At 63.2% G+C, this 14,292-nt stretch carries 16 protein-coding genes; 15 read left to right on the top strand and 1 reads right to left on the bottom strand.

The genetic code is table 11. The annotated features are described in order from the left end of the window. Window positions 1-24 precede the first annotated feature (24 nt). From ACHIRB_RS15825 to ACHIRB_RS15815, 3 genes are read left to right on the top strand one after another with little or no spacing between them, the layout of a single operon-like run. Window positions 25-990 (top strand): nitrilase-related carbon-nitrogen hydrolase, encoded by a 966-nt coding sequence (locus ACHIRB_RS15825; RefSeq protein ID WP_395112076.1) that lies wholly within the window; start codon window positions 25-27, stop codon window positions 988-990. Next, entirely contained in the window at window positions 987-2,024 is a 1,038-nt protein-coding gene (locus tag ACHIRB_RS15820) for an agmatine deiminase family protein (RefSeq protein WP_395112077.1), read from the top strand. Before ACHIRB_RS15825 ends, ACHIRB_RS15820 begins: the two co-directional genes overlap by 4 nt. Beyond that, on the top strand, window positions 2,021-2,587 hold the full coding sequence (locus tag ACHIRB_RS15815; RefSeq protein WP_395112079.1) for a hypothetical protein: 567 nt from the start codon (window positions 2,021-2,023) through the stop codon (window positions 2,585-2,587). Before ACHIRB_RS15820 ends, ACHIRB_RS15815 begins: the two co-directional genes overlap by 4 nt. Here the strand turns inward: ACHIRB_RS15815 and ACHIRB_RS15810 are convergent. Continuing rightward, the gene (locus tag ACHIRB_RS15810; RefSeq protein WP_395112080.1) at window positions 2,511-2,876 is read right to left on the bottom strand and encodes a spore germination protein GerW family protein; all 366 of its coding nucleotides are present in this window, start codon (window positions 2,874-2,876) and stop codon (window positions 2,511-2,513) included. The two genes, ACHIRB_RS15815 and ACHIRB_RS15810, sit on opposite strands and share 77 nt — an antisense overlap. 55 nt (window positions 2,877-2,931) lie before the next feature. Between ACHIRB_RS15810 and ACHIRB_RS15805 the strand changes: the two genes are divergently transcribed. The 12 genes from ACHIRB_RS15805 to nuoK all read left to right on the top strand — a co-directional run bounded on the left by ACHIRB_RS15805 (window position 2,932) and on the right by nuoK (window position 14,285). Beyond that, window positions 2,932-3,360: an Rv3143 family two-component system response regulator gene (locus tag ACHIRB_RS15805; RefSeq protein ID WP_395112081.1), complete on the top strand. Its 429-nt coding sequence runs from the start codon at window positions 2,932-2,934 to the stop codon at window positions 3,358-3,360. A gap of 235 nt (window positions 3,361-3,595) precedes the next feature. Further along, a complete protein-coding gene (locus ACHIRB_RS15800) occupies window positions 3,596-3,955 on the top strand; it encodes an NADH-quinone oxidoreductase subunit A (RefSeq protein WP_199703312.1) in 360 nt (119 codons plus the stop codon). 59 nt (window positions 3,956-4,014) lie between these two features. Further along, window positions 4,015-4,569, top strand: a complete 555-nt coding sequence (locus tag ACHIRB_RS15795) for a NuoB/complex I 20 kDa subunit family protein (RefSeq protein ID WP_199703313.1) — start codon at window positions 4,015-4,017, stop codon at window positions 4,567-4,569. A gap of 162 nt (window positions 4,570-4,731) precedes the next feature. Then, window positions 4,732-5,433, top strand: a complete 702-nt coding sequence (locus ACHIRB_RS15790; RefSeq protein WP_395124048.1) for an NADH-quinone oxidoreductase subunit C — start codon at window positions 4,732-4,734, stop codon at window positions 5,431-5,433. Then, window positions 5,433-6,746 carry an NADH dehydrogenase (quinone) subunit D gene (gene nuoD / locus ACHIRB_RS15785; RefSeq protein ID WP_395124049.1) on the top strand — a complete coding sequence of 438 codons (1,314 nt, stop codon included), beginning with the start codon at window positions 5,433-5,435 and terminating at the stop codon, window positions 6,744-6,746. The genes ACHIRB_RS15790 and nuoD overlap by 1 nt, the downstream gene beginning before the upstream one ends. Next, the gene (gene nuoE, locus ACHIRB_RS15780; protein ID WP_395112083.1) at window positions 6,743-7,627 is read left to right on the top strand and encodes an NADH-quinone oxidoreductase subunit NuoE; all 885 of its coding nucleotides are present in this window, start codon (window positions 6,743-6,745) and stop codon (window positions 7,625-7,627) included. Before nuoD ends, nuoE begins: the two co-directional genes overlap by 4 nt. 1 nt (window position 7,628) lies before the next feature. Continuing rightward, the gene (gene nuoF / locus ACHIRB_RS15775) at window positions 7,629-8,927 is read left to right on the top strand and encodes an NADH-quinone oxidoreductase subunit NuoF (protein WP_199703316.1); all 1,299 of its coding nucleotides are present in this window, start codon (window positions 7,629-7,631) and stop codon (window positions 8,925-8,927) included. Then, window positions 8,924-11,359 carry an NADH-quinone oxidoreductase subunit G gene (locus ACHIRB_RS15770; protein WP_395127724.1) on the top strand — a complete coding sequence of 812 codons (2,436 nt, stop codon included), beginning with the start codon at window positions 8,924-8,926 and terminating at the stop codon, window positions 11,357-11,359. Before nuoF ends, ACHIRB_RS15770 begins: the two co-directional genes overlap by 4 nt. Further along, window positions 11,356-12,672 (top strand): NADH-quinone oxidoreductase subunit NuoH, encoded by a 1,317-nt coding sequence (nuoH, locus tag ACHIRB_RS15765; RefSeq protein WP_395112087.1) that lies wholly within the window; start codon window positions 11,356-11,358, stop codon window positions 12,670-12,672. The genes ACHIRB_RS15770 and nuoH overlap by 4 nt, the downstream gene beginning before the upstream one ends. Beyond that, the gene (nuoI, locus tag ACHIRB_RS15760) at window positions 12,665-13,186 is read left to right on the top strand and encodes an NADH-quinone oxidoreductase subunit NuoI (RefSeq protein WP_199703319.1); all 522 of its coding nucleotides are present in this window, start codon (window positions 12,665-12,667) and stop codon (window positions 13,184-13,186) included. The genes nuoH and nuoI overlap by 8 nt, the downstream gene beginning before the upstream one ends. Then, window positions 13,183-13,989: an NADH-quinone oxidoreductase subunit J gene (locus ACHIRB_RS15755; protein ID WP_199703320.1), complete on the top strand. Its 807-nt coding sequence runs from the start codon at window positions 13,183-13,185 to the stop codon at window positions 13,987-13,989. Before nuoI ends, ACHIRB_RS15755 begins: the two co-directional genes overlap by 4 nt. Continuing rightward, a complete protein-coding gene (gene nuoK, locus ACHIRB_RS15750; protein WP_199703321.1) occupies window positions 13,986-14,285 on the top strand; it encodes an NADH-quinone oxidoreductase subunit NuoK in 300 nt (99 codons plus the stop codon). Before ACHIRB_RS15755 ends, nuoK begins: the two co-directional genes overlap by 4 nt. Window positions 14,286-14,292: the final 7 nt, after the last annotated feature.

Genomic DNA, 14,292 nt, shown 5'->3' with positions numbered 1-14,292 from the left:
CCCGGATCGTCCAAGGAACACACCATGCAGACCATCACCGCCCTGACCCCGCCCGCGTCCCTCACTCGCGTGACGGAGACCGACCGGGTGCCATTGCGAGTCGGCGTCGTACAGCATCTCTGGCACGACGATGCCGAGTTGCTCGCGGCCGAATTGACCGACGCGATCGGCGAGGCTGCGAAGCTGGGCGCGAAGGTGGTCTTCCTCTCCGAGATCACTTTGAGCCGCTACCCGGCCGACGTCCCGGGTGGCCCGAACGCCAGCGCGACTGCCGAGGATCTGCTGACCGGCCCCACGTTCACCTTCGCAGCGAAAGCCGCGGCGACGCACAACATCGTCGTGCACACCTCGCTCTACGAGCGTGCGGATGCCGAGGACGGCCTCGGCTTCAACACCGCGATCCTCGTCTCGCCCACCGGAGAACTGTTGGCGCGCACCAGGAAGCTGCACATCCCGGTGACAGCGGGATACTACGAGGACACCTACTTCCGTGGTGGTCCTGCGACCGACGCTTACCCCGTGCACACCCCCGCTCAACTCGACGGTGCCAGGATCGGCATGCCGACCTGCTGGGACGAGTGGTTCCCCGAGGTCGCCCGGTTGTACTCCCTTGCAGGCGCGGAGATCCTGGTCTATCCAACGGCTATCGGGTCCGAACCCGACCATCCCGACTTCGACAGTCAGCCGCTCTGGCAGCAGGTGATCGTCGGCAACGGGATCGCCAACGGCACGTTTATGGTCGCGCCCAATCGCCACGGTTCCGAGGGTCTGATCACCTTCTACGGCTCGTCGTTCATCTCGGATCCGTACGGCCGCATCCTAGTTCAGGCACCCCGTGACGAATCTGCCGTACTGGTCGCAGATCTCGACCTGGCACAGCGACAGGATTGGCTGACGCTGTTCCCGTTCCTGATGACTCGGCGCCCCGACACCTACGCCGCGCTCACCGCACCGGTCGACACCGACGCACCGATCGGCGCGCAGTCATGAAATGGCGGATGCCTGCCGAAGGCGAACCACACGACCGCACCTGGATGGCGTTCCCGTCGACGGGCTACTCACTCGGCGACACGGCCGAGGAGCAGCACGAGGCCCGAAGCACCTGGGCCGCAGTCGCACACGCGATCGCGGAGTTCGAACCGGTGACCGTTGTCGTCGATCCGGCCGAGGTCGATTTCGCCGCCCGCTATCTGTCGAGCAGCATCGACACGATCGAGGCGCCACTCAACGACGCGTGGATGCGCGACATCGGACCGACGTTCGTGTTGTCGGACGACGGCGCAGTTGCCACGCTCGGCGCCGTCGACTGGGTGTTCAACGGGTGGGGTGCGCAGGATTGGGCGCAGTGGGATCTCGACTCGAAGATCGGCGCGTTCGTCACCGAGGCGTCCGGCGCTGTTGCGATCACATCCCCACTCGTCAACGAGGGCGGTGGAATTCAGGTCGACGGGGCGGGGACCGTTTTGGTCACCGAGACGGTTCAGCTCGATCCCGGCCGCAACCCGAACCTGTCCAAGGCCGACGTCGAGGCCGAGTTGGCACGCACGATCGGCGCGAAGAAGGTGATCTGGCTACCGTACGGATTGGCGCGCGACCAGGAACGGTTCGGAACCCGCGGGCACGTGGACATCGTCGCCGCGATCCCGTCACCCGGCGTCGTTCTCGTCCACGACCAGCTGGACGCCAGCCATCCCGATCACGCACGTGGACAACACATTGCGGACACACTCGCCGCGTCGACCGACGCAGCGGGCAACGAGTGGGACATCGTGCGAGTGCCGGCACCGAAAGAATTGCGTGACGAAGAGGGCTACGTCGACTACAGCTACATCAACCACCTCGTCGTGAACGGCGGCGTGGTCGCCTGCAGCTTCGGCGATCCGAACGACGACGTCGCTGCCGGGATTCTGTCGGACGTCTACCCAGGGCGAAAGGTGGTGACGGTCGACGCACGTGCACTGTTCGCGCGCGGTGGCGGAATCCATTGCATCACCCAGCATCAACCGAGTGCCGTCGTCCGGTGAATTCGGTGTTCAGCCGTGTCGCTGCCGCCTTCACGATTGCGGGGGCGGGTGCGCACGTTCTGCTTGCCGTGCTCTATCTCGGCGAATCATTCTTCGCAGCAGTGCTTCTCGGCGCGATGGCAGGCTGGTGCCTGCATTGTGGCCTGCATCTGTGGCGCGATGGGACTCCGCCGGTGTGGCGGCGAGCGGCCCTCGGCGGAGTCGGGATGATCGGACTGCACGTTGCGATGATGGCAACGGGCCCGAGCGGTTCGCTTGGCGGACATCAGCATTCGAACGCGACCGGCCACACCCCGATGGTCGCACTCGACGGACTTATGACGACTGCAATGGCCGCGGGAATCGTTGCCGAAGCAGTGCTGATTCTTGGAGTGCTGGTCATTGCATCCACCGCCACCTCGCTCGCCGATTCCGAACCTCACATACCTGATCAGGTATGTGAGGTCGGTAACCCATTGGCGACGTTGCAGCTGGATGCGGAAATTACTACTGTGAAAGCCCTTTCGCGGATCGGCGCTGCCGAAGCGCGAACGCAACCTGGGCAACGCCCGCGACCAGCATGACGATTCGTGTCACGTCGATAGCCGGAATCCACCGGACGTCGCCGTCGTGCACCGCGTAGACGCCGAGCGGCCACACCACTCCACCGAAGCCTGCGCCGGCGCCCTCGCCCGATGACGTGGCTTCTTCGGTCGCGGCTGGGTCGGATCCGCCACCTCCCGCGCCACCGCCACCGGCAATCCACGCGACGGGGATCACGAGCACGTCGTCCTTCTCGTAGGCCGGACCGAATGCTCGCCCAGCGGAGAGGGAATTCGTCGCCTTCGTCAGCAATTCCTTCAGTTCGATCACGTCGCAAACGGTACGCGATCGTGACGGCCGTCACATCGCCGGTAGCATCGCTGATGTGACCGACTCGACCGCTGAAACCGACACCTCGGCGCGGGTGCGGATCCTCGTCTACAGCGACGATTCCAGCACTCGCCAGCAGGTGATGCGCGCACTCGGAAAGCGCACGCACCCCGACGTTCCACAACTCGACTACGTCGAAGTGGCAACCGCCGCCATCGTCATAGCCAATATGGATGCGGGTGGCATCGACCTCGCGATTCTCGATGGCGAGGCCGTCCCAGTCGGCGGCATGGGGATCGCGAAGCAACTCAAAGACGAGATCGACAACTGCCCGCCGATCCTCGTTCTTACTGGTAGGGCCGATGATGCCTGGCTGGCGTCGTGGTCGCGGGCCGAGGCAGCTGTTCCGCATCCGATCGATCCGATCAGGCTCGCAGGTGCGGTGGTCGGGCTGCTGCGACCCACCCGAAAGTCGATAGTTTAGGTAAACGAACACGCGCTGACGGGGATCAACGCTAGGCTGTGTGATAGCTCACATAGACAGGGCGCGAGAAGTTTTCGGGCCATGAGGAGTTTGCTCGAACAGCGTCGGAGCAGGAGCGCCGTATGGGCCGAGTCTGGCATTTCGGACTAGGTAGTCACCCGGCAATTTTCTCTGCGTACACCCGAAGAACGACCGTCCGGTCTTTCCTGGCGTCGTCCGACGGGCGGTGTCTGCAATGAACGCCTACGTTCCGATTTTGGTCCTCGGCGCAATTGCCGTGGGGTTTGCCGGTTTTTCGGTGATCATGGCTCTCATCGTTGGTCCGAAGCGGTACAACCGCGCCAAATTAGAGGCGTACGAGTGCGGCATCGAGCCTGCTGCTCAGCCGATGGGTTTCGGTCGCTACCCGGTCAAATATTACTTGACCGCAATGCTTTTCATCATTTTCGATATCGAGATCGTCTTTCTGTATCCGTGGGCTGTGCATTTCGATGCGCTCGGCTTCTTCGGTCTGTTCGCGATGGGCTTGTTCATTTTCAACGTCTCGGTGGCGTACGCGTACGAGTGGCGGCGAGGTGGTCTCAGTTGGGACTAGTTGCGTGGATCGCTCGGGCTGTTGCAAGGCCGATCTAGGAGTCAGGGAGAGAAGTCGACATGGGTCTCGAAGAGAATCTGCCGAGTGGTTTTCTGCTGAGCACTGTCGAGGGGTTGGCGGGTTTCGCGCGTAAAGGCTCGTTGTGGCCTGTGACGTTCGGGCTTGCCTGCTGTGCGATCGAGATGATGGCGACGGGTGCGGGCAAGTTCGATATCGCACGGTTCGGCATGGAGGCGTTTCGGGCGTCACCGCGGCAGGCGGATCTGATGATCGTTGCGGGTCGGGTGAGCCAGAAGATGGCGCCGGTGCTGCGGCAGGTCTACGACCAGATGGCGGAGCCGAAGTGGGTCCTCGCGATGGGTGTGTGCGCCTCGTCGGGAGGGATGTTCAACAACTACGCGATCGTGCAGGGGGTCGATCACGTGGTGCCGGTGGATATTTATTTGCCGGGTTGTCCGCCGAGACCGGAGATGTTGCTGAATGCGATTTTGAAGTTGCACGAGAAGATCCAGCAGATGCCCCTCGGAGTGAATAGAGAAGAGGCGGTGAGGGAGGCGGAGAAGGCGGCGCTGGCCTCGACCCCAACCTTCGCAATGAAGGGTCTCCTGAAATGACCAAGCCAGCAGATCCCCGCCGATTGGGCCGCGTGAGCTGGACTGACAAACAGCCGCGGTTGGGCCGAGCGAACGGCCTCTGCGTCGGCGTGCGAAAAGAGCTTGGCGCCGAATGGCGGTTGGGCAGCGTGCTGTGGACTGACGAGCGAGGGAGCGAAGCGAGTGAGTGAGGAGGGAACAGAACGCGTAAAAGCCCAACCGCCCGTGAGCGAAGCGAACAGACAACACGGCATGTTCGGCGTCTCCGGTTCGGGTGATACGTCGGGTTATGGGCGTTTGGTTCGCCCGGTTGTGTTGGCGGGTGGTGCAGTTCGTCCGTTCGGTGGGTATTTCGATGAGGTGGCGGATTCGTTGTCGGCTGCGTTGTCGGATGTGGGTGTGCGGTTCGAGGATGCGGTGGAGTTGGTTGTGGTGTTTCGGGGTGAGTTGACGTTGCATGTGCGGCGGGAGTTTTTGCCGGAGGTGGTGCAGCGGTTGCGGGATGAGCCGGATTTGCGGTTCGAGTTGTGTTTGGGGGTGAGCGGCGTGCATTACCCGGCGGATGTGGGTCGTGAGTTGCATGCGGTGTATGCGTTGATGTCGATTACGCATAATCGTCGGGTTCGGGTCGAGGTGTCGGTGGCGGATTCGGATCCGCATGTGCCGTCGTTGTTTTCGGTGTATCCGACGGTGGATTGGCATGAGCGTGAGACGTACGACTTTTTTGGAATTGTGTTCGATGGGCATCCGTCGTTGACGCGGATCGAGATGCCTGATGATTGGGTTGGTCATCCGCAGCGGAAGGATTATCCGTTGGGTGGTATTCCGGTGGAGTACAAGGGCGCTCAGATTCCGCCGCCTGATGAGCGGAGGTCGTACCGCTGATGGTTGATTCGAATGTAAAGCCTGGTGGCACTGGCAATTACACGGTTACGGGTCAGGATTGGGACGATATCGTCTCGTCGGTCGGTCAGACGGGCGATGAGCGCATTGTCGTGAATATGGGTCCGCAGCATCCGTCGACGCATGGGGTGTTGCGGTTGATCTTGGAGATCGAGGGTGAGACGGTCACCGAGATTCGTTGTGGCATAGGTTATTTGCATACGGGGATCGAGAAGAATCTCGAGTTCCGAAATTGGACGCAGGGTGTCACGTTCGTGACGCGGATGGACTATTTGTCGCCGTTTTTCAACGAGACGGCGTATTGCCTCGGTGTGGAGAAGTTGCTCGATATCTCGGATCAGGTTCCGGAGCGGGCCAACGTGATTCGTGTGATGTTGATGGAGTTGAATCGTATTTCGTCGCATCTGGTTGCTCTTGCGACGGGCGGCATGGAACTGGGCGCGTTGACGGCGATGTTGTTCGGGTTTCGGGAGCGTGAGTTGATTCTCGAGATTTTCGAGAACATCACGGGTCTGCGGATGAATCATGCGTATGTGCGGCCGGGTGGGTTGGTGCAGGATTTGCCGTCGGATGCGGTTGGCAAGATTCGGGATCTGTTGGAGCTGATGCCGAAACGGTTGCACGATCTCGAGTTGTTGTTGAACGAGAATCCGATTTGGCGGGCGCGCACTGTCGGGATCGGGTATCTGGATTTGACGGGTTGTATGGCGCTTGGCGTCACGGGTCCGGTGTTGCGGTCGACGGGGTTGCCGCACGACCTTCGGAAGACGCAGCCGTATTGCGGGTACGAGAATTACGAGTTCGATGTGGTGACCGATGCCGGAAGTGATTGTTACGGGCGGTATTTGATCCGGGTCAAGGAGATGGGCGAGTCGCTGAAGATCGTCGAGCAGTGCTTGGACCGGCTGCAGCCGGGGCCGGTGATGATCGAGGACAAGAAGTTTGCGTGGCCTGCCGATCTCACTATCGGTGGCGATGGCCAGGGCAACTCGAAGGAGCATGTTCGTTCGATCATGAATTCGTCGATGGAGGGGTTGATTCACCATTTCAAGTTGGTGACGGAGGGTTTCCGGGTGCCTGCGGGGCAGGTGTACGTGGCTGTGGAGTCGCCGCGTGGCGAGCTCGGTGTCCATATGGTGAGCGATGGCAGTACTCGTCCGTTTCGGGTGCACTACCGCGATCCGTCGTTTACCAATCTGCAGGCTGTTGCCGCGATGTGTGAGGGCGGCATGGTCGCCGATGTTATTGCGGCAGTTGCGAGTATCGATCCTGTGATGGGCGGTGTCGACCGATGACAACCTTCGAAGCTGGCCCATCCGAACCTGTTTTCATTCAGTTCGGGCCGCGTCCGAGCGAGAAGGGGCAGTTGGTCCGGCCGGGTGCGCGGGCCGACTATCCGGCCGACGTGCTTGATCGCCTGTCCGCGGATGCCGCGACAGTTGTTGCGCGCTATCCGAATTCGCGTTCGGCGCTGCTGTCGCTGTTGCATCTTGTGCAGGCGGAGGATGGTTACATCTCCCCTGCGGGTATCGATTTCTGCAGTGCGTTGCTCGGTCTCACGGGCGCCGAGGTGACGGCGGTCGCGACGTTCTATTCGATGTACCGCCGCGCGGCGACTGGCGATTATCACGTCGGGGTGTGCACGAATACGTTGTGCGCCATCATGGGTGGCGATGCGATCCTCGCTGCACTGGAAGAGCATCTCGGTGTCGAGCACGGCGGGACCACCCCGGACGGGAAGGTCACGCTCGAACACATCGAATGCAACGCGGCGTGCGATTTCGCTCCGGTTGTGATGGTGAATTGGGAGTTCTTCGACAATCAGACGCCCGAGTCGGCGCGGACCCTCGTGGATTCGTTGCGTTCCGGCGAGCAGGTCACACCGACTCGCGGTGCGCCGTTGTGTACGTTCCGCGAGACCGCCCGCATCCTCGCAGGCTTCCCGGACGAACGGCCGGGTGCACTTGCAGCCGGCGGCAGTGGCGGTGACCCGACAACGGTCGGTCTTCGTGTCGCGCGCGAGTTGGGTATGGCTGCACCACCTTCGAGTGCGTCGGCGAACTCGAGAGCCACTCACCCGGACGCCGAGACCCTCGCCAAGGATTCGGCGCGGGAGATGCCAGCACCTGCGCCCTCGGCGACGGTGCCACCGAAGTCGTCGAAGGGAGGTGAGTGACATGCCGCTTACTCCGGTGTTGAGTCGCTACTGGGACGATCCGGAGTCGTGGACGCTCGATACCTATCGGCGTCATGACGGCTACGACGCGCTTGCCACGGCGCTGCAGATGGCACCGGACGAGGTTATTTCGACCGTCAAGGACGCAGGGCTGCGTGGCCGCGGCGGTGCCGGCTTCCCGACGGGTATGAAGTGGTCGTTCATCCCACAGGGCGACGGCAAACCGCACTATCTGGTTGTGAACGCCGACGAGTCGGAACCTGGTACGTGCAAAGACATTCCGCTGATGCTCGCCACTCCGCACGCTCTCGTCGAGGGTGTCATCATCGCCGCGTACGCAATTCGATCCAGCCATGCGTTCATCTACCTCCGCGGCGAGGTCGTTCCCGTGCTTCGGCGTCTGCAGGCGGCCGTCGCAGAGGCGTACGCGGCCGGCTACTTGGGGAAGAACATCCTCGGCAGCGGCTACGACTTGGAACTGATCGTGCACGCAGGAGCGGGCGCCTACATCTGCGGCGAAGAGACGGCGCTGCTCGATTCGCTGGAAGGTCGTCGCGGGCAGCCGCGACTGCGCCCGCCGTTTCCCGCGGTTGCCGGGCTGTACGCCTGCCCGACCGTCGTCAACAACGTCGAATCCATTGCAAGCGTGCCGCCGATCATCCGCAACGGCGTCGAATGGTTCCGATCGATGGGCAGCGAGAAGTCGCCCGGCTTCACGCTGTATTCGTTGTCCGGCCACGTGACCAAACCCGGTCAGTACGAAGCGCCGCTCGGCATCACACTTCGTGAGCTGCTGGAGTACGCCGGTGGTGTGCGCGCGGGTCACAAGCTGAAGTTCTGGACTCCGGGCGGTTCGTCGACGCCGATGTTCACCGACGCGCACCTCGATGTACCGCTCGACTACGAGGGCGTCGGCGCTGCAGGTTCGATGCTCGGCACCAAGGCGTTGCAGATTTTCGACGAGACCACCTGTGTGGTGCGCGCGGTGCTGCGCTGGACCGAGTTCTACGCGCACGAATCCTGCGGCAAGTGCACGCCGTGCCGTGAGGGCACGTACTGGCTCGTGCAGATCCTGCGGAGGCTGGAGCAAGGCGGAGGGAACGAGACGGACGTGGAGAAGCTACTCGACATCTCGGACAGCATCTTCGGCAAGTCGTTCTGCGCTCTCGGCGACGGCGCAGCGAGTCCGATCCTGTCCTCTATCAAGTACTTTCGCGACGAATACCTCGCGCATTTCGAACGCGACGGTTGTCCGTTCGACCCGCAGCTCGCGACGCTGTTCGCAGGAGTGCCGGCATGACGGATCAGGTCGAAGGGACACGCGTCGCGCAGGAGACGCTGCTCACCCTCACCATCGACGGCGTCGAGGTGAGCGTGCCGAAGGGGACGCTCGTCATCCGCGCGGCGGAGTTGATCGGCATCCAGATTCCCCGCTTCTGCGACCACCCTCTGCTCGAGCCGGTCGGTGCCTGCCGACAGTGCCTCGTCGACGTGGAAGGCCAGCGCAAGCCGCTCGCATCCTGTACCACGACCGTCACAGAAGGGATGGTCGTCCATAGTCAGTACACGTCGCCCGTTGCAGAGAAGGCACAGCGGGGCGTGATGGAGCTGCTGCTCATCAATCATCCGCTCGACTGCCCGGTATGCGACAAGGGCGGCGAATGTCCGTTGCAGAACCAGGCAATGTCCACGGGCAGAGTCGAATCGAGGTTCGGCGAGACGAAACGGACGTTCCCCAAGCCGATTCCGTTGTCGACGGAGGTACTGCTCGACCGCGAACGCTGTGTGCAATGCGCCAGGTGCACGCGCTTCTCGCAGCAGATCGCGGGCGACCCGTTCATCGAATTACTGGAACGCGGCGCAGACCAGCAGGTCGGCATCTACGCTAACGAGCCGTTCGAGTCCTACTTCTCCGGCAATACGGTTCAGATCTGCCCGGTCGGTGCGTTGACGAGTACTGCCTACCGATTCCGTGCTCGCCCTTTCGATCTCGTCTCCAGCCCGAGTGTGTGCGAACACTGCGCGAGCGGATGTGCGCAACGCACCGACCATCGACGTGGCAAAGTGCTGAGGCGGATGGCAGGCGACGACCCTGCGGTCAACGACGAGTGGAACTGCGACAAGGGCCGGTGGGCATTCGCCTACGCGACCGAGCGCGACCGCATCACCACACCTCTGGTTCGTGACGCCGACGGCACACTGCAACCCGCGTCGTGGCCCGAGGCGTTGACAACCGCTGCGCGTGGTCTGATGGCGGCGCACGCCAACGTCGGCGTGCTGGTCGGCGGACGAGCCACCTGGGAAGACGCCTACGCGTACTCCAAGTTCGCCAGAATTGCGTTGGGCACCAACGATATCGACTTCCGCAACCGCGACCATTCGGCCGAAGAGGCCCAGTTCTTGACCGCACGCGTGGCAGGCCGAGTCATGGGGATGGCAGGCAGTCGGTCGAAAGCCCCTACCGTCACCTATGCGGATCTCGAGCAAGCGAAAACCGTCCTCCTCGTCGGATTCGAGCCGGAGGAAGAATCGCCGATCGTGTACCTGCGTCTGCGAAAGGCCGCGCGCGCAAAAGGATTGCAGGTGTACTCGATCGCGCCGTACGCCAGCGACGGTTTGACGAAAATGAACGGCACCCTCGTTGCCTGCATTCCCGGATCCGAACCCGGAGCCATTGCAGAACTCGCCGACGGTGAGCTAGGCGAAGCCCTCCGCGAGCCCGGTTCGATCGTCCTGGTCGGCGAGCGGCTCGGCGCGATCGGCGGCGGGTTGTCGGCCGCCCTGAAACTGGCCGAGCAGACAGGCGCCCGCCTCGCCTGGGTTCCTCGTCGAGCGGGCGAACGCGGCGCACTGGAAGCGGGCGCGGTCCCCCACTTGCTGCCTGGCGGGCGACCGATCGACGACGCCGATGCGCGTCACGACGTCGAATCCGTCTGGCACGCAACCATTCCGACAACACAGGGCCGCGACACCGCGGGAATGTTGGCAGCGGCCAAAACACTGGGCGCTCTGGTGATCGGCGGCGTCGAACTCGACGACCTCCCCGATCCACATGCCGCCACCGCGGCCCTCGAAGCCGCAAGCTTCGTGGTGAGCCTCGAACTCCGCCACAGCGCGGTGACCGACCTAGCGGACGTCGTGTTCCCCGTCGCTCCGGTCGTGGAAAAGCCAGGCACGTTCCTCGACTGGGAGGGCCGCGCACGGCCGTTCGATACCGCGATACGCAACTCCGAAGCCATGCCGGATCAACGAGTGCTGCACGCCCTTGCCGACGAGATGGGCATCGACCTCGCCCTGCCCGATGCGGCCGCCGCGCGGAACGAGATCGCGCAATTGGGCGCGTGGGTCGGCGACCATCCCGAGGGTCCGGCAGTCGACGCCGGCTCGACCGCGGCTCCCAGTTCCGGACAGGCCGTGCTGGCAACCTGGCGCATGCTCATCGACTCGGGCCGACTCCAGGACGGCGAACCGAACCTCGCCGGGACCGCGCGTACACCCGTCGTTCGGCTGTCGGCGACGACTGCGGCCGAAATCGGTGTCACGGACGGCGAGCTCGTCACGGTCAGCTCGGCACTCGGCGCGATCACGTTGCCGTTGGCCGTCACCGAACTCCCCGACCGTGTCGTGTGGCTTCCGCAGAATTCACCTGGCTCGGCAGTGCACAGAGAGTTGGCAACCGCGGTCGGCAGCCTCGTCGGTATCCGCGCCGCGAGCGAGGAGGCCGCGTCATGACCCTCGGCGCCGGCTACGACCCAACGCTTTTCGGCCACGACCCCTGGTGGCTCGTCGTCGCCAAGGCACTCGCCGTGTTCGTCTTCCTGATGCTGACACCGCTCGTCGCGGTGTATGCAGAACGCAAAGTTGTCGCGTGGATGCAGATGCGTGTCGGGCCCAACCGCGTCGGGCCGTGGGGGATGTTGCAGAGCCTCGCCGACGGCATCAAGATGGCGTTGAAAGAGGGACTGATCCCTGCCGGTGTCGACAAGCCGGTCTACCTGCTTGCGCCCGTAATTGCTGCAGCGCCTGCGTTTATGGCATTCGCGGTCATTCCGTTCGGGCCGGAAGTCTCCGTCTTCGGGCACCGGACGGCACTGCAACTCACCGATCTACCTGTCGCCGTCCTGTACATCCTTGCGGTCACGTCGATCGGCGTATACGGAATCGTGTTGGCCGGCTGGGCATCCGGCTCGACCTACCCGCTGCTCGGCGGTCTGCGCTCGACCGCGCAGGTGATCTCCTACGAGATCGCGATGGCGTTGTCGTTCGCGGCGGTCTTCCTCTATGCGGGCACGATGGCAACCTCGGGAATCGTTGGCGCGCAGGAAAAGACCTGGTACGTCTTCCTGCTACTGCCGTCGTTTCTGATCTATCTGGTGTCGATGGTCGGCGAAACGAACCGTGCGCCTTTCGATCTGCCCGAAGCCGAGGGCGAACTGGTCGGCGGCTTCCACACCGAGTACTCGTCGTTGAAGTTCGCGATGTTCATGCTGGCCGAGTACGTGAACATGGCGACGGTCTCGGCGTTGGCGACGACCCTGTTCTTCGGTGGTTGGCGGGCACCATGGCCGCTCAGCATCTGGGACGGCGCGAACACCGGCTGGTGGCCGTTCCTGTGGTTCACGATGAAGGTCTGGGGTTTCCTGTTCTTCTTCGTCTGGCTGCGCGGCACGCTCCCCCGCTTGCGCTACGACCAGTTCATGAACCTCGGGTGGAAGGTCCTGATTCCCATCTCCCTCGGCTGGGTGATGGTCGTCGCGACGGTCCGCGCGTTCCGCAACGAAGGCTACGAGTACCAGTCCATCGTCCTCGTCACGGCGGGGATCGTCGTCGCAGCGGTCGTCGCGTACTTCGTATGGAACACGGTGCGCCATCGCGCCGAGGCCAAGCACGAACCACCGGATCGGCCGACAGCGACCAAGCCGTTCGACCCGCTCGCCGGGGGCTTTCCCGTCCCGCCGATGCCAGGACAGACGATGCCGACCTTCACCCGCAGGCCGGTTGCATCGGTCAGCGCACCAACCGACCAGGAGGGTAGCGATGCCTGAATTCCTCGGCCCCGTAGCAGGTTTCGGTGTCACGTTCTCGACGATGTTCAAGAAGCCGAACACCGAGTTCTATCCGGAGGTGAAGACCCCGACCGCTCCCCGCTACCACGGCAGGCATCAGCTCAACCGCCATCCGGACGGTCTCGAGAAGTGCATCGGCTGCGAACTCTGCGCCTGGGCCTGCCCTGCCGATGCCATTTATGTCGAAGGGGCCGACAACACCGACACCGAGCGGTTCTCGCCGGGCGAGCGCTACGGCAGCGTCTACCAGATCAACTATCTGCGCTGCATCGGCTGCGGTCTGTGCATCGAGGCGTGCCCGACGCGGGCGCTGACCATGACCAACGACTACGAACTCGCCGACGACAACAGGGCCGATCTCATTTACACCAAGGACCGTTTGCTCGCGCCACTCGAACCGGGCATGGAAGAAGCGCCGCACCCGATGGCGGACGGCAAAACCGCGGAGGACTACTACCGCGGCAACGTGGTCGCGGCCGAGGAGAAGCCATGATCACCCCCGACGCCATGCTCGCGGCAGACCAGATCACCCGGACCTCGACGGGCGAAGGGGTGCAGTTCTGGATTCTCGGAACGATCGCCGTGATCGGCGCGCTCGGCGTCGTCGGTGCGAGCAAAGCCGTCTACTCCGCCATTTTTCTCGCGATGACGATGATCATTCTGGCGTTCTTCTACATCGCCCAGGACGCTGCGTTTCTCGGTGTCGTGCAGATCGTCGTCTACACCGGCGCGGTGATGATGCTGTTCCTTTTCGTGCTGATGCTCGTCGGCGTCGACTCGTCCGACTCCCTCGTCGAGACGTTGAAGGGGCAGCGGATCGCGGCGATCGCAGCAGGCCTCGGCTTCGGGATCCTGCTCATCGCAGGCATCGGCAACGCATCCGTCGGCGGTTACGCCGGACTCGACGCGGCCAACGCTGCGGGCAATGTCGAAGGTCTTGCCGAGCTCATCTTCATCGAATACGTGTGGGCCTTCGAACTGACCGGCGCCCTGCTGATCACCGCGACCATCGGGGCGATGGTGCTGGCACATCGCGAGCGATTCACGGCGCGCAAAGGTCAGCGCACGTTGTCGGAGGAACGGTTTCTGCACGGCGGCCGACCGACCCCGCTGCCGACCCCCGGCGTCTATGCACGCCACAACGCCGTCGACATGCTCGCGACGTTGCCTGACGGTTCCTACGCGCAGCAGTCGATCAGTCGCATCCTCGCCCATCACGGTCGGGCAGGTGACGGGACGCTGCTCGACATCCCCGAGCGCCCGGACACTCCGTCAGGCGAGGACGGTACGCGGTGAACCCCGACAACTACCTCTATCTGTCCGCACTGCTCTTCACGATCGGCGGTGCCGGAGTTCTGTTGCGCCGCAACGCCATCGTGGTGTTCATGTGCATCGAGTTGATGCTCAATGCGACGAACCTCGCCTTCGTGACCTTTGCGCGTATGCACGGCAACCTCGACGGGCAGATCTTCGCGTTCTTCACGATGGTCGTGGCCGCGGCCGAAGTGGTTGTCGGACTCGCGATCATCGTCACCATTTTTCGTGCCCGCCGGTCGGCCTCGGTCGACGACGCGAACCTGCTGAAGCATTGACGAAAAT

The organism is Antrihabitans spumae (assembly GCF_043944905.1).
In the GTDB taxonomy this organism is placed as follows: Bacteria; Actinomycetota; Actinomycetes; order Mycobacteriales; family Mycobacteriaceae; genus Antrihabitans; species Antrihabitans spumae.
The sequence above is the reverse complement of the archived record's forward strand: the minus strand, read 5'-3'. Positions and strand labels throughout refer to the sequence as shown.

What these genes read in the sequence shown, in the direction of transcription:
- ACHIRB_RS15770 (WP_395127724.1), top strand. Translation starts at nt 8,924, where the DNA reads ATGACGGATCAGGTCGAAGGGACACGCGTCGCGCAGGAGACGCTGCTC.
- ACHIRB_RS15825 (WP_395112076.1), top strand. Translation starts at nt 25, where the DNA reads ATGCAGACCATCACCGCCCTGACCCCGCCCGCGTCCCTCACTCGCGTG.
- ACHIRB_RS15800 (WP_199703312.1), top strand. Translation starts at nt 3,596, where the DNA reads ATGAACGCCTACGTTCCGATTTTGGTCCTCGGCGCAATTGCCGTGGGG.
- nuoH (WP_395112087.1), top strand. Translation starts at nt 11,356, where the DNA reads ATGACCCTCGGCGCCGGCTACGACCCAACGCTTTTCGGCCACGACCCC.
- ACHIRB_RS15820 (WP_395112077.1), top strand. Translation starts at nt 987, where the DNA reads ATGAAATGGCGGATGCCTGCCGAAGGCGAACCACACGACCGCACCTGG.
- nuoD (WP_395124049.1), top strand. Translation starts at nt 5,433, where the DNA reads ATGGTTGATTCGAATGTAAAGCCTGGTGGCACTGGCAATTACACGGTT.
- ACHIRB_RS15795 (WP_199703313.1), top strand. Translation starts at nt 4,015, where the DNA reads ATGGGTCTCGAAGAGAATCTGCCGAGTGGTTTTCTGCTGAGCACTGTC.
- nuoE (WP_395112083.1), top strand. Translation starts at nt 6,743, where the DNA reads ATGACAACCTTCGAAGCTGGCCCATCCGAACCTGTTTTCATTCAGTTC.
- nuoF (WP_199703316.1), top strand. Translation starts at nt 7,629, where the DNA reads ATGCCGCTTACTCCGGTGTTGAGTCGCTACTGGGACGATCCGGAGTCG.
- ACHIRB_RS15755 (WP_199703320.1), top strand. Translation starts at nt 13,183, where the DNA reads ATGATCACCCCCGACGCCATGCTCGCGGCAGACCAGATCACCCGGACC.
- nuoI (WP_199703319.1), top strand. Translation starts at nt 12,665, where the DNA reads ATGCCTGAATTCCTCGGCCCCGTAGCAGGTTTCGGTGTCACGTTCTCG.